This is a genomic window from Pseudomonas sp. DF11 (genome assembly GCF_058148565.1).
Genome location: NZ_JBYVYN010000009.1, coordinates 73,125 through 94,029, shown reverse-complemented (window position 1 = coordinate 94,029; position 20,905 = coordinate 73,125). Strand labels below are relative to the sequence as shown.

The 20,905-nt window shown below is 59.0% G+C and carries 20 protein-coding genes; 16 read left to right on the top strand and 4 right to left on the bottom strand.

Translation table 11 applies throughout. From position 1 onward, the window contains the following. The first annotated feature begins 9 nt into the window (after positions 1 to 9). Positions 10 to 942, top strand: coding sequence for a LysR family transcriptional regulator (locus AC30D9_RS23845; protein ID WP_134923787.1), 933 nt, complete (start codon positions 10 to 12; stop codon positions 940 to 942). 161 nt (positions 943 to 1,103) lie between these two features. Here AC30D9_RS23845 and ppk2 read toward each other — a convergent pair whose 3' ends face one another. Next, positions 1,104 to 2,021 (bottom strand): polyphosphate kinase 2, encoded by a 918-nt coding sequence (ppk2, locus tag AC30D9_RS23840; RefSeq protein WP_163854264.1) that lies wholly within the window; start codon positions 2,019 to 2,021, stop codon positions 1,104 to 1,106. A gap of 183 nt (positions 2,022 to 2,204) precedes the next feature. On the opposite strand from ppk2, the gene pstS reads away from it, so the two are divergent. The 6 genes from pstS to AC30D9_RS23810 all read left to right on the top strand — a co-directional run bounded on the left by pstS (position 2,205) and on the right by AC30D9_RS23810 (position 7,461). Then, positions 2,205 to 3,236: a phosphate ABC transporter substrate-binding protein PstS gene (pstS, locus tag AC30D9_RS23835; protein WP_109755278.1), complete on the top strand. Its 1,032-nt coding sequence runs from the start codon at positions 2,205 to 2,207 to the stop codon at positions 3,234 to 3,236. 75 nt (positions 3,237 to 3,311) lie between these two features. Continuing rightward, positions 3,312 to 4,277, top strand: a complete 966-nt coding sequence (gene pstC / locus AC30D9_RS23830) for a phosphate ABC transporter permease subunit PstC (protein WP_109755277.1) — start codon at positions 3,312 to 3,314, stop codon at positions 4,275 to 4,277. Beyond that, positions 4,277 to 5,188 carry a phosphate ABC transporter permease PstA gene (gene pstA, locus AC30D9_RS23825; RefSeq protein WP_116832030.1) on the top strand — a complete coding sequence of 304 codons (912 nt, stop codon included), beginning with the start codon at positions 4,277 to 4,279 and terminating at the stop codon, positions 5,186 to 5,188. The genes pstC and pstA overlap by 1 nt, the downstream gene beginning before the upstream one ends. Before the next feature lie 75 nt (positions 5,189 to 5,263). Continuing rightward, the gene (pstB, locus tag AC30D9_RS23820; RefSeq protein ID WP_025214260.1) at positions 5,264 to 6,025 is read left to right on the top strand and encodes a phosphate ABC transporter ATP-binding protein PstB; all 762 of its coding nucleotides are present in this window, start codon (positions 5,264 to 5,266) and stop codon (positions 6,023 to 6,025) included. Between the two features lie 93 nt (positions 6,026 to 6,118). Further along, the gene (locus tag AC30D9_RS23815; RefSeq protein ID WP_109755275.1) at positions 6,119 to 6,817 is read left to right on the top strand and encodes a hypothetical protein; all 699 of its coding nucleotides are present in this window, start codon (positions 6,119 to 6,121) and stop codon (positions 6,815 to 6,817) included. A 71-nt stretch (positions 6,818 to 6,888) separates the two neighbouring features. Further along, positions 6,889 to 7,461, top strand: coding sequence for a hypothetical protein (locus tag AC30D9_RS23810; protein WP_307571625.1), 573 nt, complete (start codon positions 6,889 to 6,891; stop codon positions 7,459 to 7,461). Between the two features lie 18 nt (positions 7,462 to 7,479). On the opposite strand, the gene AC30D9_RS23805 is transcribed toward AC30D9_RS23810, so the two are convergent. From AC30D9_RS23805 to AC30D9_RS23795, 3 genes are all read right to left on the bottom strand, one after another. After that, positions 7,480 to 7,833 (bottom strand): helix-turn-helix domain-containing protein, encoded by a 354-nt coding sequence (locus AC30D9_RS23805; RefSeq protein WP_307571144.1) that lies wholly within the window; start codon positions 7,831 to 7,833, stop codon positions 7,480 to 7,482. A 298-nt stretch (positions 7,834 to 8,131) separates the two neighbouring features. Further along, a complete protein-coding gene (locus tag AC30D9_RS23800) occupies positions 8,132 to 8,968 on the bottom strand; it encodes a CmcJ/NvfI family oxidoreductase (RefSeq protein WP_134923791.1) in 837 nt (278 codons plus the stop codon). A gap of 29 nt (positions 8,969 to 8,997) precedes the next feature. Next, entirely contained in the window at positions 8,998 to 9,732 is a 735-nt protein-coding gene (locus tag AC30D9_RS23795; protein WP_109755268.1) for an SDR family NAD(P)-dependent oxidoreductase, read from the bottom strand. A 446-nt stretch (positions 9,733 to 10,178) separates the two neighbouring features. Here AC30D9_RS23795 and AC30D9_RS23790 point away from each other — a divergent pair, with 446 nt between their 5' ends. From AC30D9_RS23790 to AC30D9_RS23750, 9 genes are all read left to right on the top strand, one after another. Beyond that, a complete protein-coding gene (locus AC30D9_RS23790) occupies positions 10,179 to 11,120 on the top strand; it encodes an aliphatic sulfonate ABC transporter substrate-binding protein (RefSeq protein ID WP_307571142.1) in 942 nt (313 codons plus the stop codon). Positions 11,121 to 11,132: 12 nt separating this feature from the next. Continuing rightward, a complete protein-coding gene (locus tag AC30D9_RS23785) occupies positions 11,133 to 12,458 on the top strand; it encodes an LLM class flavin-dependent oxidoreductase (protein ID WP_163854252.1) in 1,326 nt (441 codons plus the stop codon). 29 nt (positions 12,459 to 12,487) lie between these two features. Beyond that, on the top strand, positions 12,488 to 13,561 hold the full coding sequence (locus tag AC30D9_RS23780; protein WP_134923795.1) for an ABC transporter substrate-binding protein: 1,074 nt from the start codon (positions 12,488 to 12,490) through the stop codon (positions 13,559 to 13,561). After that, on the top strand, positions 13,548 to 14,546 hold the full coding sequence (locus tag AC30D9_RS23775) for an ABC transporter permease (protein ID WP_109755264.1): 999 nt from the start codon (positions 13,548 to 13,550) through the stop codon (positions 14,544 to 14,546). The genes AC30D9_RS23780 and AC30D9_RS23775 overlap by 14 nt, the downstream gene beginning before the upstream one ends. Beyond that, positions 14,540 to 15,328: an ABC transporter ATP-binding protein gene (locus AC30D9_RS23770; RefSeq protein WP_307571139.1), complete on the top strand. Its 789-nt coding sequence runs from the start codon at positions 14,540 to 14,542 to the stop codon at positions 15,326 to 15,328. The genes AC30D9_RS23775 and AC30D9_RS23770 overlap by 7 nt, the downstream gene beginning before the upstream one ends. Positions 15,329 to 15,517: 189 nt before the next feature. After that, complete coding sequence (locus tag AC30D9_RS23765; RefSeq protein WP_490144985.1) at positions 15,518 to 17,788, top strand: molybdopterin guanine dinucleotide-containing S/N-oxide reductase; 2,271 nt, start codon at positions 15,518 to 15,520, stop codon at positions 17,786 to 17,788. A gap of 390 nt (positions 17,789 to 18,178) precedes the next feature. Next, entirely contained in the window at positions 18,179 to 19,036 is an 858-nt protein-coding gene (locus AC30D9_RS23760; RefSeq protein ID WP_307571137.1) for a sugar phosphate isomerase/epimerase family protein, read from the top strand. Continuing rightward, on the top strand, positions 19,029 to 20,078 hold the full coding sequence (locus AC30D9_RS23755; protein ID WP_490144984.1) for an isopenicillin N synthase family dioxygenase: 1,050 nt from the start codon (positions 19,029 to 19,031) through the stop codon (positions 20,076 to 20,078). The genes AC30D9_RS23760 and AC30D9_RS23755 overlap by 8 nt, the downstream gene beginning before the upstream one ends. Positions 20,079 to 20,101: 23 nt before the next feature. After that, a complete protein-coding gene (locus tag AC30D9_RS23750) occupies positions 20,102 to 20,899 on the top strand; it encodes a transporter substrate-binding domain-containing protein (RefSeq protein WP_134923799.1) in 798 nt (265 codons plus the stop codon). Positions 20,900 to 20,905 lie beyond the last annotated feature (6 nt).

Sequence of the window (20,905 nt, the reverse complement as noted above, 5' to 3'; positions counted from 1 at the left end):
ATCCAAAATATGGATATCAAGGACGTCGACCTCAACCTGCTGAAAGTCTTCGATGCGTTGCGCAAAAAGCAAAGCGTGACCCTGGCCGGGGATCTCATGGGGCTCAGTCAACCTGCCATGAGTTTCGCCCTGGGTAAGTTACGGACGCTATTCGATGATCCTTTGTTCATCCGTACCTCCCATGGCATGCAGCCCACCGCGAGAGCCTTGCAGATCGCCGAGCCGGTGCAACGCATTCTGGAGATGGTCAGCAGCGAGGTACTGCCGTCCACGGGATTCGTCGCCGAGCACTCGGATCGCCAGTTAGTGTTGTGCATGTCGGATATCGGTGAAATGGTGTTCCTGCCACGGCTGATGCGCATGCTCGACAAAACGGCGCCGAAGCTGAGAATTCGCACCCAGGCGTTGTCCTCCGAGCAATTGGAAGAGGGCTTGGACGCTGGCGAGGTCGACGCGGCCATTGGCTATTTCCCTCGTTTGCTCAACACCTCGATCCGGCATCGGGCGCTGTACAGCCACTCTTTCGTGTGCATAGTACGCAGCGATCATCCCACCATCGGCGACACCATAAGCGCCGAGCAATACCAGGCCGCCGTGCACGTCGCCGTCCAGGCCGAGGGGCGCGGCATGAGTGTGCTGGATCGGGAGCTGGCCTCCCACGGCGTAACGCGACGGGTGCGGTTCAGCCTGCCACGATTCATGGGTGTGCCGTTCCTGGTGGCCGAGTCCGACATGATCGCCACCGTCCCACTGGCAGTCGGCCGGCGGTTCTCCGAAATCACCAATGTGCGCCTGGTCCCGCTGCCTTGGGCTATCTGCGGTTATGACATACACCTGTATTGGCATACGCGCTTTCATCATGACCCGGCTAATCGTTGGTTGCGTCAATCCTTCATTGAGTTGCTCGGTGACTTTTCTCCTAGCGAGCAGATGCCGATTTGATTTATTGATTAATGGTTAATTTAAATAACTAATGTCGCCCGGTTGGGTTCTGTTCGTCCAGGCCGGTCTAGCAGATCGGCAGCCCTTCCGGCCCTCGTCGTGTCATGGGATTTTGTAAACCGTACGTAAGCCCTCAACGGCGTCCCCCATTTTGGCTGACCTTAATAGACCTGGGGCACGATGAGTTCCGGCGGCGTGGGGCTGCGGGAATAATCCTCCTGCCTGACACGTTGCGGCAGCTCGATTACCGGCATTTCCACCTCTTCATAGGGCATCTGCCCGAGAAGGTGATGGATGCAGTTGAGCCTGGCTTTCTTTTTGTCATCAGCTTGTACCACCCACCACGGCGCTTCGGCGATGTGGGTGCGTTCAAGCATGATTTCCTTGGCCTTGGTATAGGCTTCCCAACGCCGACGGGACTCCAGATCCATGGGGCTGAGTTTCCATTGCTTGAGCGGATCGTGGATGCGACTGAGAAAGCGCAGATGCTGTTCCTGGTCGGAAATGGAGAACCAGTATTTGATCAGTTGGATGCCGGAGCGGGCGAGCATCCGTTCGAACTCCGGTACGGTACGGAAGAACTCCTCGTACTGGTCTTCGTTGCAAAACCCCATCACTTGTTCCACACCCGCACGGTTGTACCAACTACGGTCAAACAGCACGATTTCGCCCGCCGCCGGCAGGTGCGAGACATAGCGCTGGAAGTACCACTGAGTACGTTCCCGGTCGTTGGGGGCGGGTAGGGCGGCTACCCTGCAGACCCTGGGATTCAGGCGTTGGGTGATACGTTTGATCACACCGCCTTTTCCCGCGGCATCACGCCCTTCGAACAGGATCACGACTTTGTGGCCCGTCTTGACCACCCAGCTTTGCAGCTTTACCAGTTCGCCTTGCAGGCGGAACAGTTCGCTGAAATAGGTCCTTCGAGCATCCTTCTCAGTACCTTCTTCTACGTGCTCATCAAACAGCGCGTTCAGGTCATGACCGTCTTCGGATAATTCCAATTCCAGCTCTTCGTCACTGTGATCAAGCAGTTCACGGTGGATGCGCTGGATTAAGGTGGCTTCTCTGGGAGACATAGGAGGGAGGCTCGCGCGAGGATGGGGTGGCAAAGTGTTAGGCGTAATTTGTTACGAACCAATTACATTAAGTCCCTGCCGGGCCATATGGAGAGTGAGGGGACCGCTGCCATTCAACTTTCATGAGGGTGTAACAAAACTGCTGCAAAGTTCGGGAGCCCGTAATCACAAGGTGTCCCCCTAATGAAAAGTTTGATGAAGTCTGCTGCGCTCGCCATTGCGGTTTCTCTTTGTGCCACCTCGGCGTCCTACGCTGCGGAGAGTGTCCGTCTGACGGGGTCCGGGGCGAGTTTCCCTGCACCGATCTACCTCACTTGGTTCAAGGATTTCAGCAAGAAATCTGACGGTGTCACTGTGGATTACCAATCCAAGGGTAGTGGCGCGGGTGTACAGGACTTTCTGAACAAAACGGTTGATTTCGCCGCCAGTGACTCGGCGATGAAAGAGGAAGATATCGCCAAGGTCGCCGAAGGCGTGCAGTTGTTGCCGATGACCGCGGGTGAAATCGTGCTGGCTTATAACCTGCCGGGCAATCCGAAGGGCCTCAAACTGCCCCGAGATGTGTACTCCAACATTTTTCTGGGCAAAATCACCCGCTGGAACGATCCGAAGATTGTCGCCGCCAACCCGGATCTGAAACTCTCCGATACGCCGATCACGGTTGTTGTGCGTGCGGACTCCAGCGGCACGACTGCGGTATTCACTAAGCACCTGGCGACAATCAATCCGGAGTTCAAGCAGGCGTTGGGGGAGGGCAACACCGTCAACTGGCCGGCGAGCGACAAGTTCATCAAGTCGCCGAAGAACGATGGTGTCACGGCCACTGTGCGCCAAACCCCGGGCGCGATCGGGTACATCGAATACGGCTTCGCCAAGCTTGCCAAGGTCGACTTTGCTCAACTGCAGAACAAGGCCGGTCAGTACGTCGTGCCAAACGCCGAAAGCGGCGCCGAAGCCTTGGCGGCGGTGAAGATGCCGGAAAACCTGGTGGCCTGGTTGCCTGATCCGGATGGTGCCAAGTCCTACCCGATCACGTCCTACACCTGGATGATTTTCCGCAAGGACAACGGCAATCCGGCCAAGGCCAAGGCCATGCGTGAAATGGTCGAATACAGCCTGGCCGAGGGGCAGAAGATTGCCGATTCGATGGGTTATATCCCATTGCCGCAATCGGTCGTCGAGCAGGTTCGCAAAGCGTCCGCCAACATCCAGTAACGCCGTGAGGTCTCTCTCGGAGTGTGCGTCTGCGCCACGCCGGGAGAGTTTTCCCCCTTGTTCCGGACTCCGCCCATGAACAAACCTTTTGTCGTACCGGTTAATCCGGACTCTGCCTGCCAACCACCTTCGAGGAAGGATTTCCTGGTTGATCGCACCTTTCGTGCGCTTGCGCGTATCGGCGTGGTGCTGATTCTGGCGCTGGTATTTGCGCTGGTGTTCGAGGTGGGACGCAAGGCACTTCCCGGCATGGAGAAGCACGGCTTTGATGTGCTTTTGGGCAGCGTCTGGGACGTTAACCAGGGCAAATACGGCATCCTGCCGGCTATCTGGGGCACGCTCTACAGCGCCTTTATCGCATTGCTGATCGCCGGTTTCTTCGGCGTCAGCATGGCGATTTTCCTGACCCAGGATTTCCTGCCGCCCAAGCTCGCCGCTATCTTCCGCACCATCGTCGAATTGCTGGCGGCCATCCCCAGCGTGGTCTATGGCCTGTGGGGGATCTACGTGGTGATCCCGGCGATTCGGCCGCTGACAACCTGGTTGAACAGCGAACTCGGCTGGGTCCCCTTTTTCGGCACGACCCTGAGCGGCCCAGGCCTGCTACCCGCAGCGCTGGTACTCGCCATCATGATTCTGCCGACCATTGCCGCCGTTTCGCAGGACGCGCTCACGGCTGTGCCGATGAAAACCAAGCAGGCCGCCTATGGCATGGGGACTACCCATTGGGAAGCGATTCTCAAGGTGATGGTGCCTTCCGCCGCCACCGGCATCTTCGGCTCTCTGGTGCTGGGCCTGGGGCGCGCCCTGGGTGAAACGATGGCGCTGGCCATGCTGGTCGGCAATGCCAACAACATTTCCCTCTCGCTGTTTGCACCGGCCAACACGCTCGCCGCCCTGCTGGCGTTGAACTTCCCCGAAGCCGGGCCGAACGAGATCGAGGTGTTGATGTATGCGGCCCTGGTGCTGATGTTGATTACGCTGATCGTGAACATCTTCGGTTCGATGATCATGATGTACGCCCAACGGGGTAATAAGTGATGACTGATCTGACTGCTGCAACAGACCTGACGTCTCCAACAGGTGCGATGCCCAGCCTGCAGCGCAAGTTCGAAGGCCGTGCCCTGCGAAGCCTGATCCTGACCACCCTGGTCTGGGCTGGTGCGCTATTGGCCAGTGTGCCGCTGATCTCTGTGCTCTACATGTTGATTACCCGCGGCGGCGCGCGCCTCAACCTGGAAGTCTTTACCGAACTGCCGCCGACCGGCTTCGAGATGGGGGGCGGTTTCGGCAACGCGATGGCAGGTACCTTCGTGATGGTCGGTATCGCGGCGGCGATCGCGGTGCCGGTCGGCATCATGGCGGCAATCTTCCTGGCTGAGCTGGGACCGGACAGCAAGCTGGGGAACGCCGCGCGTTTTGCCGCCAAGATGCTCACGGGCCTGCCGTCGATCCTGGCCGGGGTGTTTGCCTACGCCCTGGTGGTGATGACCACCGGTACGTATTCGGCGCCGGCGGGTGGCGTGGCCCTGGCGGTCCTGATGCTGCCTATTGTCGTGCTGACGGCGGAAGAGTCGATGCGGATGGTGCCCAAGATCATGAAGGATGCCGCCTATGGCATGGGCTGCACCCGTTCGCAGGTGATCTGGAAAATCATCTTGCCGACCGGCATGCCGGCCATCCTGACAGGGGTCATGCTGGCTGTGGCTCGTGCCGCGGGCGAGACGGCGCCGCTGCTGTTTACCGCGCTGTTCAGCAACTATTGGATTTACCACCAGGGCAATCTCGAGGTCATGAACCCGACTGCCTCGCTGGCAGTGCTGATCTACAACTTCTCCGGGATGCCTTTCGACAACCAACTTGAACTCGCATGGGCGGCCTCACTGGTGCTGGTGATGATCGTGCTGTTCGTGAACATCATCAGTCGTATTTTCGGCAAGCCCAAATATTAAGAACGGGAGCATCTGATCTTGAACGTATCCACTGCGCAAATAGCCGCTCCGTTTGTCACCCAGGCGCCTGTAGTCATGGACTGCAAACTGGACAAGATTTTCTATGGCAACTTCATGGCGGTACGTGACAGCCATGTGCCGATCGAAAAAAACAAGATCACCGGATTCATCGGTCCTTCCGGCTGTGGCAAGAGCACCGTATTGCGTAGCCTCAACCGGATGAATGACCTGGTGAAGGGGTTCCGTTTCGAGGGCCATGTACATTTCCTCGGACAGGACGTCTACGGCAAGGGCGTTGATCCGGTGGTCGTGCGCCGTTACATCGGCATGGTGTTCCAGCAGCCGAACCCGTTTTCGATGAGCATTTTCGACAACGTCGCGTTTGGTCTGCGCCTCAATCGCTACAAAGGCGACATCGGCGACCGGGTCAAGCATGCGCTGCAAGGCGCCGCGCTGTGGGACGAAGTCAAGGACAAGCTCAAGGTCAGCGGCCTGTCGCTCTCCGGTGGCCAGCAACAACGACTGTGCATTGCCCGCGCCATCGCCACCGAGCCGGAAGTCCTGCTGCTGGATGAGCCGTGTTCGGCGCTCGACCCGATCGCTACCCGGCGGGTCGAGGAGCTGATGGTGGAGTTGAAGAAGGACTACACCATCGCGCTGGTCACCCACAACATGCAGCAAGCCATCCGTGTCGCTGACACCACGGCTTTCTTCTCGGTGGACATTTCCCAGGGCACGCGAACCGGCTATCTGGTGGAAATGGGCCCGACCACGCAGATTTTCGACAATCCGCGTGAGCAGATGACAGGAGACTACATCAGCGGCAAGTTCAGCTAAGCATCACATCCGGTCAAGGCCGCATACCTGCAGAAGCCAAACGGATTTGGCGGCATCCGGTAGACATTTGCCAAACGTTTTCAAGGAGCACCAATGCCTGTTACGCACCGCCTTGATTTACCTGCAATTGAACGCGCACTGCGTGAAGTTCAAGGCCGCTTCGTCGAGTTGAGCCGGTACTTCACCGAGCCGCGAGACCCTTTGACTGATGAAGTGCTGCAGAATGTGCTTGAAGGTTATGCGTTGGTTGACGACTATGTCGCCCGCGGCGTCGACCTGTTCGATCTTCAGCAACTGAACCTGATGCTGGAGATCAATGCCACGGTGCTGTGTGGCCGAGATCCGGCGCGCCGGTTGGAATACGCCCAGCACCTGGCAGCCACCGAGGCGCATTTCTTCAACAATGTTGAGGGAGGCATCAAGGACTTGTACAACTGGTATTGCGCGTATCGCAGCGAATCCGTCTGGAAGCGTGCGGCCGGTGTCTATGTACGCATTCTCAGCAAGCCGCAGCTGTTCATCGAAGGTAACAACCGCAGTGGGTCGCTCATCGTCAGCTATTTGCTCATGCGCGCGGGTTTGCCTCCTTTCGTGCTGACGCTGGAAAACGCAAAGGGCTACTTCAATCCGTCCTCGGTCATACGCAACTCCGCCAAGCACGGCGTCAAGGCGTTGTACGAATTGCCCAAGATCAAGAAAAAATACGCAGCTTTTTTAGAAGAACAGGCGCCCGATCCCATGAAGTTTTTTCTCAAGGACAAGTCCTTGCCCATTTATCAAGGTGGCCATTGATGAGCGAGTATCCAGCGTTCGCCAGGTGCAAAACCTTCGGCAGCCGGGTAGGGCGGGTCATCCGCCGCGCTATGCCGACGCAGTTGTTCAAGCGGCAACGCATACGAATTTCATTCGATATCGATGACACGCTCGCCTGCCAACTTCACCATTGTGCCGTCGAGCAGAGCAGGCTGCCGGCCTGTGTTCATCGTTGGTTGGGTGAGCCGTTGCGCATGGGCACACGCTCCCTGATCCGAGAGCTGCGCCGCCAGGGCTGCAGCATCTGGGTCTACACGTCGTCCGGACGCACGCCGTCCTATATCCGGCGTTGGCTATTGCTGTACGGCATCCGCGTCGACGGCGTGGTCAACAGCGTGCTGCACAACCGTGCCCTGACGGTGCATGGGATGTTGAATGCGCCTTCGAAATATCCGCCAGCGTTCGATATCGATTTGCATGTCGATGATTCCGAGGGCGTGCAGATTGAAGGCAAGGATCATGGGTTTCGCGTTGCCGTGGTGCATCCGGAGGATGACCGCTGGACGCAGAAAGTCCTGGAGGCGGTCGCCATTGTCCAGGCGCAGCTCGCCTGGCAGCAAATGTTCAGACAGAAAGAGTCGGTGCAACAACGGGCAGACGCTTTCCTTGAACCTCTCAGTTAAGGTGGTACGACTCCGCTACTAGTTGCAGTGCAGTTGCTCAACCGTGCGGGCGTGTTCCCTAGTGCCTTTTTTGAACATTGTGATAAAGGCGTTGACCGAGCTATAGCTCAGCTCGGCCGCAACGTTCTGCACCTTCGCACCACTGGCCAGTTCTCGCAGCGCAACAACAAGGTGCAACTGCTGCCGCCAGCGTCCAAGCGTGAGGTCCGTCTCACGAATCATCAATCGCGACAGCGACCTCTCGCGCATCGCCACGCGTTTCGCCCATTCGGCTGACGTACTGCGATCGGAGGGCTCGAGTGTCAGCGCATTTGCTATCGCACGAATTTTAGGATTACTGGAGATGGGTAGGTTGAAGCGCTCACGGGGCATTCGACCAGTTCGTCGAGCATCACTCTCGCAAGCTTGATAATCTGCAAAGTCGAGCTGCCGAGCAACCGCCGGCCGGTCCATGAGGTCGGGATCGAAGGCAGAAATGGCTAATGGACCTGGCCTTGCCAGGGTCCGTAGGTTTTGCGGGTGTGATCATGTCGCCCGGGGGGCGGCTCAGTGCGCGAATATACGGCTAGGTGATCGGGCGAGTGGCGGCCGCAACCCGGATCGACAGATCAGGACTGAGAGCGGGCGCCAGTGAAGGCGCACCGAAGGGGACAAGAACTACGGTCGTGAACTAGTGGGCAAAGAACACCAATGCACGCAATTCGATACTACGCCTTGGAGGGGCATCACGTGGCGTAGAAGGATCATCGAAAGCGGTGTGTGCACCCGCTCGTGCCACACCATCGGTGCGCGAATCGAAGATCTTGAGCAGCAGTGCTTCTTCAGGTCGTAGGCGGGGGTAGTAATACCAGCGATGATTCGGGTTTGCGCGCACGGAAAAAGTTTCCCCGACTTTGTCGCGATACACCAGGTCGCTGGGCAGGAAGTCGGCAGGATCGATGGTGCTGGCATCGCACAGCGCTAACGGTGTGGTAAAGACCGGTCCCCCGATGGGACGCCACAAATTGATGATTGCAAAGCGTTTGAGCAAACGTTGCTCGGCTTCTTCCGGGGGCAAGTGATCGCGCACACGGCGCACGGCGGAACGCTCAGTCTGGTCGTTATGAACATAACGCACCGGTTCGCGCATTCCTGCAGCCTCTCTGCCAGGCTGATCAACACGAATGGTGTGGTCAAAGATCACGGTTTTGATGGCGCCCGTTTGCTCGCGAATCAGTGCGTCAGCCTCGGGGTAATAGAGCAGGCGAACTTGCGTTTCGTCTTCCAGATCAGGCACCGCACTTGGACGCTCGATTCGCTCAAAGCCTTGCACATCGAGGGTGGCGGGGGTGTCGAGCAGGCGTGCGTTATGAATATTGACCCGAGTCGGCTGCAGGACACCCGTGCGTTGTGGTTGGCCGTCGGGCTGCGCGAATGCGTAATTGACCGGACGTATGCCATTGTCCAGCAGATAGTTGAGCTCGCCGATTACGGATACAGGTGCAATGTCTTGCTGATGGGTTCCCATAAGAACTCCTTGGCTCGAGGCGAGCCGCTTTAAAATGATTCCTTGAACGGCCGCAAATCCAATTCCTGCGTCCATGCGCTGCGCGGTTGTGTATGCAGGTACCAGTAAGCTTCGGCGATATCCTCAAGCTGTAATGCGCCCTCAGCGCCTAGCTGCTCAAGACGCTGCGGAGCATGGCTGCGTAAGCGTTCGCCATTGATGCCGCCATCGATCACCACGTGCGCGACGTGAACATTTTGCGGGCCGAACTCACGAGCGAAGGACTGACTCAACGAGCGCAGTCCGGCCTTCGCCGCTGCAAACGCCGCGAACGGTGGCTTGCCCCTCAAGGAGGCCGTGGCCCCCGTGAACAGCAATGTGCCGCCACCGTTTTCAAGCAACGCGCGGGTGGCTTCTCTGGCGAACAAAAAACCGCCCAGGGTCGAAGCTCGCCAAGTTTGTTCGAACAGGTCGGCGCTGAGTTCAAGGCTGGGGGATGACACCGAGTTACCCACATTGAAGATCGCGACCTTCAGTTGGCCAAGCTCCCTGACAGCCTTGATCGCAGCCAGGATATCGGCTTCATTGCCTGCGTCTGCCGGCAATGCCACCGCATCGCCATCCTGTGCCTGGATGCTCTCGACGACGGCCTTGAGCTTATCGGGGCTGCGACCGCTCACGGCGACCTTATATCCACCTTTGGCGAATCGTCGTGCCAGCGCCGCGCCTAATCCTTCGACAGCACCGACCCCGTTTACCCAGGCAACTTCTGCGGTTAATGACATGCTGGCGTCCTTCAAGGGCAAGAAGGAACTTACTGTAACGTCCTATTTAAATCGCAGATTAGAATTTTGGACGCTAACGATAGATCGGATTAGTGATTGCAATGACCGCGTAAGTGCTCAGCCTTCACCGCTAGCGACCCATCACCGCGCTCAACAAGTTCATGGACGTCATATTCATGAATAACTCGAACCTGCTCTCGCGCCGATGTTCGAGATCATCTTGAACACGGAGTTTTACCTTGTGCTGACCGGCACCTCCTGCCCACGTCAGGACCAAACGCTTAAACAGGAATAACCTTAGCGTTATATGATTCTTTCATAATCTTGCATCATTAATATAATCGCTGATGCTTTCAGCCTCGACCTTTGAGTCTTGCTGAACACAACACTGCTGACTCGGTTTTTTCCCCTCAGCCACGCCGCCCCAACCTCTATAAAGGCCTTTCATGACGTTTAAAAAACTCATCATCGCCGCCAGCCTGTTGTTCGCCGCCGCCGGGGCACATGCCCAGCAAGCCATTGATATCAGCTACCAGCGTTCATCGACCTTATGGATATTGCTCAAGCAAAACGGCCAACTGGAAGAGCGACTGAAGCCCTTGGGCTTCACTGTCAACTGGCATGAATTCAGCACCGGCCTGCTCAGTTCCCTGAACGCCGGCAGTGTCGATTTGCATGCCGACGTCGCCGACGCCTTTGCGCTGTTCACCCAGGCTGCCGATGCGCCATTGACCTACTACGCCCGAGAAAACCCATCGCCTGGCGCCCAGGCCATCATCGTTCCGGACAACTCGCCCATCCACAGCGTTGCCGATCTGAAAGGCAAGACCGTTGCGGTTTCCAAAGGCTCGGGCAGCAACTTCCTATTGATTTCGGCGTTGAAAAAAGCCGGTTTGACGCTCGCCGATATCACCCCGCGTTACCTGGAAGCACCGGATGGCGGGGCGGCATTCGCCAACGGCAGTGTCGATGCCTGGGCTATCTGGGACCCGTTCCTGGCGACCCAACAACTGGATCATCACGTGCGCGTGCTGGCTGACGGCAAGGACGGCCTGGCCGATTACAACCGCTTCTACCTGGCAACGACAAAGTTCGCCAGCGCGCACCCGGACGTGTTGCAAGTTACCTTCGATACCCTGCGTGAGACGGGGCAGTGGGTCAAAGCGCACCCACAAGAGGCCGCGAAGATACTCGGCCCGTTGTGGGGCAACATTCCTTCCGCCACCGTGGAACTGGCCAATACCCGCCGTAGCTATGACATCGTCCCGGTCAAGGTCGATGAGTTGGTCGAGCAGCAACGTATCGCTGACACCTATTACGCGGCGAAGCTGACGCCCAAGGCGTTGAAGGTTTCCGATATTGCGGTCTGGACGCCGAAGGCTAAGTAGGGGAGTGTTGGCATGAGTCGTCAAATTCACCTGTCAGCGTTCTTGCTGACGGGGCCAGTCGTTCACAGTCACGCCGTCTGGCGTCACCCTGAAACCGTCGGCAATTACCTCGATCCCGAATACTACGCGCGCGTCGCAAAAGTCGTGGAGGAGGGGTTGTTCGACTTTCTGTTCTTCGCCGATCGCCTCGCAGTGGGTGATCAAATGGGCGGCTCCCGGGATCTGGCATTGCGTTATGGCGCTCAGGATGCGACACGCCTGGACCCACTTCCGATCCTGTCTTACCTGATCGGGCAAACGAGCAAGCTCGGCCTGGGTGCAACCCGCTCCACGACCTATTACGAACCCGCGCACATCGCCCGGGAGTTCGCCACTCTGGATCACCTGTCCAAGGGCCGCGCGGCGTGGAACATCGTCACCTCGATGAACGACAGCGAAGGTCGGCTGTTCGGCAAGGACAAGCATCTGGAGCACGACCTGCGTTACGACCGTGCCGACGAGTTCGTCGAAGTGGCGTTGAAGCTATGGCGCAGTTGGGAACCTGGCGCGCTCAAGCTCGATCGCGAAAGCGGGGAGCTGGCCGATCCATCGAAGATCCAGTCGGTGCAGCACCGTGGCGAGTGGTTCAAGGTCGAAGGCCCCCTGAATATTCCGCGCACGCCCCAAGGAAGACCGGTGCTGATCCAGGCCGGTTCGTCCGGTCGCGGTCGGCGTTTCGGGGCGCGTTGGGCGGAAGCGATCTTTACCATTCATCCGCACCTGAGCGCTATGCGCGCCTTCCGCGACGACGTACGTGCGCAGGTCGTGCAACAAGGGCGCGAGGCTGACAGCTGCAAAGTGCTGACAGCGGTCATGCCGTTCATTGGCGGCACGGAAGCCGAAGCACGGACCAAACGCGATCGACACAACGCACTGGCACGTCCCGAATTAGGGCTGGTCACGCTGGCCTCACAGCTCAATGTCGACCTGTCACCGTTTCCGTTATCCGCGACGCTGGCGCAGATAGCCCAATCGCCGCTGATCCATCCGGCGGCGGCCGAAAAACTACTGATGCAGGGTGCCGAGACCACGCTGGAGCAACTGGGGCGGATCTTCGCCAGCAGCGTTCGCGTTCCGCAACTGGTGGGCACCGGCGCGCAAATCGCCGACCAACTGGCCGAGTTGTTCCAGGGCGAAGGTTGCGACGGCTTCGTGATCTCGCCGGGTTACCTGCCGGGATCGTTCAGCGAATTCGTCGAAAGCGTGATCCCCCATCTGCAACGCAAAGGCTTGTTCCGTCGCGCTTATGAAGGCTCGACCTTGCGTGAGCACCTGGGGCTCGGCGAGCTGAAGAACTGAACTCTTCTACCAACCAAAGGGATATTTGAATGGCTGTTTTCGAACGTTTGACCCGTCGTCACCTGCTGGGGCTGGCCAGTGTTGCCCTGGCGAGTCCGTTGTTGATGGCGTTGCCGCGTTTTAGCCGGGCGGCGGATGAGCACGCCGGCCATGTTATCGATAGCTCCAGCGAGCCCGCCGGCACGGGCGAATTCATTCGCCTGGATGCCCCGCGCGCGCTGAAACTGGCGGTCAACCTCAATGCGGTTTGTCTGGCGCCAGTGGTCATCGCCCACGGTCAGGGTTTCTTCAAGAAGCACAACCTCGATGTCGAACTGGTCAACTTTGGCAACTCCACCGAAGTGCTGCTTGAAGCCATCGCCACCGGCAAGGCCGATGCTGGAGTCGGCATGGCATTGCGCTGGCTCAAGGCGCTGGAGCAGGGCTTCGACGTCAAACTCACCGCCGGCACTCACGGCGGTTGCCTGCGTTTGCTCAGCGCAGTAAACGGCAACGTGCATAAGCTTGAAGACCTCAAGGGCAAAACCATCGGCGTCACCGACATGGCCAGCCCGGACCGTAACTTCTTCTCGATCCTGCTGAAAAAGCACGGCATCGATCCGGTGCGGGATGTGGAATGGCGACTGTACCCGGCCGACCTGCTGGGCACAGCGCTGGAGCGTGGTGAAGTGCAGGCAGTCAGCGGCAGTGATCCGTTCATGTACCGCCTGATCAAGACCGGCAAAGCCCAGGAGCTGTCCACCAATCTGGTCGAGGAGTACGCCAACCTCAGCTGCTGCGTCGTTGGCGTCACCGGCAAACTGGTGCGTGAGGACAAACGCGTGGTCGCAGCCCTGACTCAGGCCGTTCTCGAGGCCCACGATTACTCGGTGAAAAACCCCGAGGCCGTGGCCAAGGGCTTCCAGGCCTATGCGTTGAATACTTCCACCGAAGAAGTCGAGGCCATCCTGCACGACCATACCCACGGTCATCATGCCGTTGGCCCGTTGCTGACTAAGGAGATCACCACTTACGTCACCGACCTGAAAACCGTGGAGGTGATCAGTCAGGGGACCGACGCCGGAGCGTTCGCCAAGGAGATCACCGCCGATGTCTTCAGCTGATGTTTCGACGTTGGCCGCATCCGCCAGGCCGTGGGTATTCAAGCTTTGGCGCCAAGGTGCGGTCGCGGTGACGGCATGGGTGGCGGTTGCGTTGCTGATCAGCTATTGGCCCAACGCCACGCGCCTTTGGCCGATGACCCAAGGCCTGGCGAATCTATGCCTGGCCGTGGCGACATTGATCGGGTTGCTGGGCATCGTCGGTCACTGGTCGGCGAAGCTCGCCACGCGCCTACGGGCAGCAGGCGCCTGGTTGATCGCACTGCCCATTCTGCTGGGCATCTGGGAACTGCTCACCGCCAAGCTTGGCCTGCTGCCGGTGCCATTCTTTGCACCGCCGCAAGCGTTGCTCGCGGTGTACGTCGATGACTGGCCACGCCTGGCCGACAGCTTGCTGCATTCGGCACTGTTGCTTGGAAGTGGAGTGGCGCTGGGTGCCGCGACCGGTTTTGTGGCCGGAGTTGCGATCGGTTGGTCGAGCAGTATCGGCTACTGGTTGCACCCGGTCCTGCGCATTCTCGGGCCGGTGCCTTCGACGGCGCTGTTGCCACTGTGCTTCTTTCTGTTTCCCACCAGTTGGAGTGCCAGTGTCTTTCTCATTGCTCTGGCGACCTGGTTTCCGGTGACGGTGTTGACGTGGTCCGGTGTGGCCAGTGTCGACAAAGCCTATTACGACGTGGCCCGGACGTTGGGCGCGAAGCAGGGCTTTCTGATTTTCAAAGTGGCGATCCCGGCCGCTTTGCCCCACGTGTTTGTCGGTTTGTTCATGGGGTTGGGCGCCTCGTTCTCGACCCTGGTGGTCGCGGAAATGATGGGAGTCAAATCTGGCATCGGCTGGTACTTGCAATGGGCCCAGGGTTGGGCGGCCTACGCCAATATGTACGCGGCATTGTTGATCATGGCACTGGCCTGCTCGGGGTTGATCTCGGCGCTGTTTCTGATCCGTGACCGGTTGTTGGCCTGGCAAAAAGGAGCGATGAAATGGTAGCGCTGGCACACGCAGCAACCGCATCGGCAGGGTTAGCCCTGCGCATTGACAACCTGAGCCACGGTTTTGCCCTGGACGGTCAGCACTTGCCGGTACTGGATCGGGTTTCCCTCGACGTGGCGCCCAGCGAGTTCGTCGCGTTGCTCGGGCCTTCAGGGTGCGGCAAGTCCACATTGTTGCGCCTGGTGGCGGGGCTGGAGCCTGCCGATTCGGGCGCTTTGCTGGCTGATGGCCTGCCGATTAAGGGGCCGGACCCGAGTCGGGTCGTGGTGTTCCAGGACCCGACGCTGTACCCGTGGCGGCGCGTGTGGGACAACGTCGCCCTTGGCCTTGAGGCCCAGGGGCTGCTCAAAACCTATTCCGCCAAGGTCGATGAGGCACTGGAAAAAGTTGGCCTCAGCCCGTTCTCCCGAGCCTATCCACGGCAGCTGTCAGGGGGGATGGCCCAGCGTGTCGCGTTGGCTCGGGCGTTGGTCAACGAACCGCGGCTACTGATTCTCGACGAGCCGTTAGGCAAGCTGGATTCGCTGACCCGCATTGCCATGCAGAAAGAGTTGATCGATTTGTGGCAACGTCAGGGTTACACCGCGCTGCTGGTGACCCATGATGTTGAAGAGGCTTTGCTGCTGGCCAATCGAGTGATCGTATTCAGTGACCGACCGGCAGCGATTAAAGCGCAATTGACCATCGAACGGCCTTATCCGCGTCATCGCGACGATCCTTATCTGGTGGATCTGAGACGCCAGATCATGGGGTTGCTGGGGCTGGGTGAGAGCTGGTAATTATTGGTTGAGTGCCCGAGCACTCTTTGCAGGACAACAGAGCACAAATGTGGGAGCGGGCTTGCTCGCGACGAGGGACAGGCATTCAACATTGATGGCGACTGACACACCGCTTTCGCGAGCAAGCCCGCTCCCGCATCAGATCTATTGCGTGCTATCGACCGTATTCCATTGGGAGTTCATCGCGCCATGAGTTTCACTTCACTGCATTGGGGCGCGTACCGTCCGCAGGTCGTCGACGGAAAACTGGATGCGATGGTGCCTGTTGAATGGGACTCCGATCCGTCGCCCATCGGTGCTTCGATTCCCGGGGCCATTACTTCGCCGACGCGGATCATGCGGCCGGCAGTGCGCCGCAGTTACCTCGCCGAGCCCGGATCTCACCCCGAGCGGCGCGGTCAGGAACCCTTCGTCGAAGTGTCATGGGAAGTGGCGCTGGACTTGGTCGCCCGGGAGCTGAAACGGGTCAAGATCGAGCATGGCAACCAGGCGATTTTCGGCGGCAGCTACGGCTGGGGCAGTGCCGGACGCTTCCATCACGCCCAGAGTCAGCTGCATCGCTTCCTCAATCTGTTCGGCGGTTACGTGTTCAGCATGGACAGCTACAGCCTTGGCGCCGGGCGGGTGTTGATGCCGCATATCGTCGGCAACATGGATTGGTTGCTGGCCGCGCATACCTCATGGCAAAACCTGGCGCAGCATTGTGAGTTGTTTGTCGCTTTCGGTGGCCTGCCGGCGAAAAACGCCCAGACCAGCCCCGGCGGGGCCAGCGAGCATCTGTTGTCTCGAGCACTCGAAAAGATGTCCGAGGCCGGCGTGCAGTTCGTCAACGTCAGTCCCTTGCGCGAAGACCTGGTTGGGCCGACAAATAATCAATGGTTATCGGTGCGCCCCGGCAGCGATACGGCGCTGATGATGGCGTTGGCCTACGTGTTGGTCAGTGAAGGTTTACACAATGAGAACTTCGTCCGGCGCTATACGGTCGGCTATGAGCGGTTTCGCCAATACCTGCTCGGTCATGTCGATGGCCAACCCAAGGATCCGTTATGGGCGCAGACCCTGACAGACATCCCCGCGCCGCAAATCATCGACTTGGCGCGGCGCATGGCCCGCCAGCGCACCATGATCAACATTGCCTATTCCTTGCAGCGTGCGGTGCACGGCGAACAGCCGTTCTGGATGACGGTGACCCTGGCCGCGCTGCTTGGGCAGATCGGCCTGCCTGGCGGCGGATTCGGCCTTGGCTATGGCTGCATGAACAACACGGGCAGCGGTCGCAAAGCGTTTTCCGGGCCGCGCTTTTCCCAAGGGGTCAATCCGGTCAAAGACTTCATTCCGGTGGCGAGAGTGACCGACATGCTGCTCAATCCGGGAGCCCCGTTCGACTATAACGGTAAGCGGATGCATTACCCGGACATACGTCTGGTCTATTGGGCGGGGGGGAATATTTTCCACCATCATCAAGATCTAAACCGTCTGCTGGAGGCCTGGAAGCGACCGCAAACCCTCATCGTCCATGAGCAGTTCTGGACTGCCCAGGCCAAGTATTCGGATATCGTGCTACCGGCCACGACGGCCCTGGAGCGCAACGATATCGGCAGCTCCGCGTCGGACCGCTTCATGATCGCAATGCAGCAAGCGATCAAGCCGGTGGGCGAATCCCGGGACGACTATTGGATTCTGGCGCAAGTCGCCGAGCGTCTGGGATTCGGCGAGTCATTCACCGAGGGGCGTGACGCCGAGGCATGGCTGCGTTTTACCTATGACGAGTCCCGGGGCAGGGCGCAGGAGCAAGGGATTGAGTTGCCTGACTACGACACGTTCTGGCGAGATGGCCTGTTCGAAATTGCCTACCCCGACACCGATACGGTATTGCTCAAAGCCTTCCGCGAAGACCCCGAGGCCAATCCGCTGCCGACACCTTCGGGACGGATCGAAATCTTCTGCGAACGCATCGCGAGTTTTGGCTACGCCGATTGTCCCGGTCACCCGGTGTGGCTGGACAAGCCAGTGGCGCAGTACCCGTTGCAACTGCTGTCGAACCAGCCGAAAACCCGTCTGCACAGCCAATACGATCACGGCACCTACAGCCGCTCCTCGAAAATCCGGCAGCGTGAGCCCTTGACCCTCAACACGGCGGATGCGCACGCCCGGGGTATTGTCGATGGCGACGTGGTCAAGGTGTTCAACGAGCGTGGGGCTTTTCTGGCCGGGGCGATTGTCAGCGATGGAATCCGCCAGGGTGTCGTGCAGATCGCCACGGGTGCTTGGTTTGATCCGTTGGTGAACGGTGAGCGAAACAGCCTTGATAAACACGGCAACCCGAACATGATCACCGCTGATGTCGGCTCATCGAGTCTGTCCCAAGGCTGTTCGGCGCAAACCGCCTCGGTGGACATTGTGAAGTGGGATCAGGCGTTGCCGCCTGTAACGGCTTTCGAGCCACCGTCGATGACTTGACGGTTGTCGCTGTTGGGGATGTCGTCGAGCGTGTCAGGGCAGGATTGAGCCGCGTGCCATGAAACGAAGACCCAAGCCTTACCCCATGCTGATGAACACACGTCGATCAGCAAGGACTGGTCAGGAGGAATGGCCACCGAAGAAGGCCAAGTAAGTGCCATTCAGGTGTTGGCCTCTTTTTCGTTCCCGCGAAACCCGCCTTGCGTTAGTTCATGGATTTCTGAACTAACTATTTGCTACAGCCTATTCAATCATTTGTCACGATGGCCTTAGGATCCTCCAAACGGGACTGCCGCCATCAGAGCAGCAGCCCGCAGCGGCCCCTTTTCGACTGCCCAGCAACGCCACCCGCCCAATCCGCTAGTGGCCCGAAGCAGTCGAGAGGAATGCATGAAGCTAGAGATTTTCCGTACCTTATGGGGCTATACCGCCAGCCATTCATCCGCACTGGATGAACTGCTTGTCGCCGGTTTTGATGGGATCGAAGCACGCCTGCCACTGCAGGCCGATGCGCGTGGCGAGTTCGGCGCTTTCCTGCGCAGCAATCATGTCCCCTACATCTGCACCCTGTTCAGTGCCTACGATGTCCTGCCTGATCAGCGCGCTACGCCTGCCCAGCACTTGGTCGACATCGATCGCAAGCTCGGCTGGGCCACGGAGCTGACACCCCGTTTCGTCAATCTGCTCGCAGGCAATGATCGCTGGCCTCTGGCGCAGCAGGTCGAGTTCTTCGGTCAGGCCCTGGAACTGGCCGCCAGGCATGGGGTGTTCTGCAGTTTCGAGACTCACCGCGCCCGCTCCCTGTACAGCCCTTGGGTGACTCTGGAACTGATTCGCCAACTGCCGGAACTGCGTTTCACCAGTGACATCAGCCATTGGGTGGTGTGCTGTGAGCGGTTACTGGACGACCCGGCCGACGATCTGTCGTCCTTCGTCGAGCGCGTTCATCACATTCAAGCTCGGGTCGGTTATGACCAGGGCCCGCAAGTTCCCCATCCCGCCGCTCCGGAATATGCCCGTGAACTGGTGTTTCACCAGCGCCACTGGGAGGCGGTCTGGGCTTCTCAAATTCAGCGTGGCTATGCAGTCAGCACCCTGACCCCGGAGTTCGGTGCCGACGGGTACCTGCATCACTTGCCCTTTACCAACATGCCGGTGGCCGATCTCTGGACCTTGAACCAGTGGATGGCGCGAACCGAGCGCGAACACTTCAACCGTTTTACCTGTGAAGGAGCCCGCCATGAATAAGACTTCGCTGACCCAGGCCAACTTCAATAGCATTCCGGTGGTGAACATCGCCGGCCTCTTCAGTATCGAACTGGAGCATCGCCTCGCTGTGGCCGAGCAACTGGGGCGTGCCGCCAGCGATGTGGGGTTTCTGTACATCACCGGGCACGGCATCGATCCGGCACTGATCGAGGGCCTGCGCCAGGCAAGCAAGGATTATTTCGCGCAGCCCCTGGAGACCAAGATGCGCCATTACATTGGTGCCTCGGAAAGCCATAAGGGCTTCGTGCCCGAAGGTGAGGAGGTGTACTCCAAGGGCAAGCCGGACCACAAAGAGGCCTTCGACATCGGTTTCGAAGTGCCGGTGGAAGATCCGCTATTCCTGAATCGAACGCCGCTGCTGGGCCCGAACCACTGGCCCGACGTGCCGGGTTTTCAGGCAGCGGTACAAAATTACTATCAGGCCGTGTTTGCCCTGGGCCGTCGATTGTTCGATGGTTTTGCCCTGGCCCTGGGCCTGGAAGAGGGCTACTTCGACGCACTGGTCACCCGTCCGCCTTCCAAGCTGCGGCTGATCCATTACCCCTTCGACGCCACTGCCGTGGATGCTCCAGGCATCGGCGCGCATACCGACTACGAGTGCTTCACCATCCTGCACGCCGATCAGCCAGGGTTGGAGGTGCTGAACGACCAGGATCAGTGGATCGATGCACCGCCAATGCCCGGTGCGTTTGTGGTGAACATCGGCGACATGCTGGAAGTCATGACCGCCGGGACCTTTGTGGCCACCGCTCACCGAGTGCGCAAGGTGGCTCAGGAGCGCTATAGCTTCCCGCTGTTTTACGCCTGCGACTACCACACGCTGATCAAGCCGTTGCCGGCATTCATCAATGACGCTCAGGTCTACGAGGCGCTGACGATTGGTGAACACATGTGGAGTCAAGCCCTGCAGACCTATCAGTACCTGCGCAAACGCGTCGAGAACGGCGAGCTTGAACTGCCGTCCCGAGCCCGCAAGCCATCGAGCTTCGGTCGCCTGAAAAACACTGCCTCTCATTCCTAAAAAAACCAACGGAGCTTCCCATCATGAAAACCCCCTACGCCTTGACCCGACTGAGTCTGCTCGCCGCTGGTCTGTTCTGTGCCAGTGCCGCCTTCGCCAGCACCGCGACCCCGGGTGTACTGAAGGTTGGTATGGAAATCACCTACCCGCCGTTCGAGTCCTATGACGCCAACAAGAACGTGGTCGGTTCCGACCCGGAGTTGGCCCATTCCCTGGCCAAGGCAATGGGCGTCAAGGCCAGTTTCGTCGACACTAAGTTTCCCAATCTGCTCAACGGCCTCAACGCCGGGCATTACGACGCAATCATCTCCGGCATGTACATCACCCCGGAGCGCCAGGCCCAGGCCCGGACCATTGCTTATGCCAACACCGGCGCGGCAATCATGGTGCCCAAGGGCAGTGAGTTGAACCCGCAGGTTCCCGAAGACCTGTGTGGCCTGAAAATCGGGCTGGAGCAGGGCACCACCTGGGTCGGCAAGTTCCGTCAGTTGTCCAGCGACTACTGCGTCCCGAACAACAAGGGTGCCATCACCGTCAGTGAGTTTCCCTCGGCACCCGAGGTGACGCAGGCGCTGCTGTCAAAGAACATCCAGGCTCAAGTGGAAATTGCCGGTGCCGCGCACATGATCGCTCAGCGTACCAACGGCCGTGTGATCGTCAGCTCGCAGAAGTTGGTTTACCCGCAAACCTTGGGCATCTACGTCAAGAAAGACGCCGACGCGACCTATCAGGCGCTGGTCAAGGCGTTGGCTGAGAGCAAGGCCAACGGCGAGTACGCCGCCATTCTCAAGGCGTACGACCTGGAACCGGTCTCTGAGTAATGCCTG

Bases quoted from the DNA above. Each gene is read 5' to 3' on its own strand.
- AC30D9_RS23750 (WP_134923799.1), top strand. From the start codon at position 20,102: ATGAAAACCCCCTACGCCTTGACCCGACTGAGTCTGCTCGCCGCTGGT.
- AC30D9_RS23845 (WP_134923787.1), top strand. From the start codon at position 10: ATGGATATCAAGGACGTCGACCTCAACCTGCTGAAAGTCTTCGATGCG.
- AC30D9_RS23805 (WP_307571144.1), bottom strand. From the start codon at position 7,833: ATGCCCCGTGAGCGCTTCAACCTACCCATCTCCAGTAATCCTAAAATT.
- AC30D9_RS23775 (WP_109755264.1), top strand. From the start codon at position 13,548: ATGTCTTCAGCTGATGTTTCGACGTTGGCCGCATCCGCCAGGCCGTGG.
- pstB (WP_025214260.1), top strand. From the start codon at position 5,264: ATGGACTGCAAACTGGACAAGATTTTCTATGGCAACTTCATGGCGGTA.
- AC30D9_RS23795 (WP_109755268.1), bottom strand. From the start codon at position 9,732: ATGTCATTAACCGCAGAAGTTGCCTGGGTAAACGGGGTCGGTGCTGTC.
- pstC (WP_109755277.1), top strand. From the start codon at position 3,312: ATGAACAAACCTTTTGTCGTACCGGTTAATCCGGACTCTGCCTGCCAA.
- pstA (WP_116832030.1), top strand. From the start codon at position 4,277: ATGACTGATCTGACTGCTGCAACAGACCTGACGTCTCCAACAGGTGCG.
- AC30D9_RS23765 (WP_490144985.1), top strand. From the start codon at position 15,518: ATGAGTTTCACTTCACTGCATTGGGGCGCGTACCGTCCGCAGGTCGTC.
- AC30D9_RS23815 (WP_109755275.1), top strand. From the start codon at position 6,119: ATGCCTGTTACGCACCGCCTTGATTTACCTGCAATTGAACGCGCACTG.
- AC30D9_RS23790 (WP_307571142.1), top strand. From the start codon at position 10,179: ATGACGTTTAAAAAACTCATCATCGCCGCCAGCCTGTTGTTCGCCGCC.
- pstS (WP_109755278.1), top strand. From the start codon at position 2,205: ATGAAAAGTTTGATGAAGTCTGCTGCGCTCGCCATTGCGGTTTCTCTT.
- ppk2 (WP_163854264.1), bottom strand. From the start codon at position 2,021: ATGTCTCCCAGAGAAGCCACCTTAATCCAGCGCATCCACCGTGAACTG.
- AC30D9_RS23810 (WP_307571625.1), top strand. From the start codon at position 6,889: ATGCCGACGCAGTTGTTCAAGCGGCAACGCATACGAATTTCATTCGAT.
- AC30D9_RS23780 (WP_134923795.1), top strand. From the start codon at position 12,488: ATGGCTGTTTTCGAACGTTTGACCCGTCGTCACCTGCTGGGGCTGGCC.
- AC30D9_RS23785 (WP_163854252.1), top strand. From the start codon at position 11,133: ATGAGTCGTCAAATTCACCTGTCAGCGTTCTTGCTGACGGGGCCAGTC.
- AC30D9_RS23800 (WP_134923791.1), bottom strand. From the start codon at position 8,968: ATGGGAACCCATCAGCAAGACATTGCACCTGTATCCGTAATCGGCGAG.
- AC30D9_RS23760 (WP_307571137.1), top strand. From the start codon at position 18,179: ATGAAGCTAGAGATTTTCCGTACCTTATGGGGCTATACCGCCAGCCAT.
- AC30D9_RS23770 (WP_307571139.1), top strand. From the start codon at position 14,540: ATGGTAGCGCTGGCACACGCAGCAACCGCATCGGCAGGGTTAGCCCTG.
- AC30D9_RS23755 (WP_490144984.1), top strand. From the start codon at position 19,029: ATGAATAAGACTTCGCTGACCCAGGCCAACTTCAATAGCATTCCGGTG.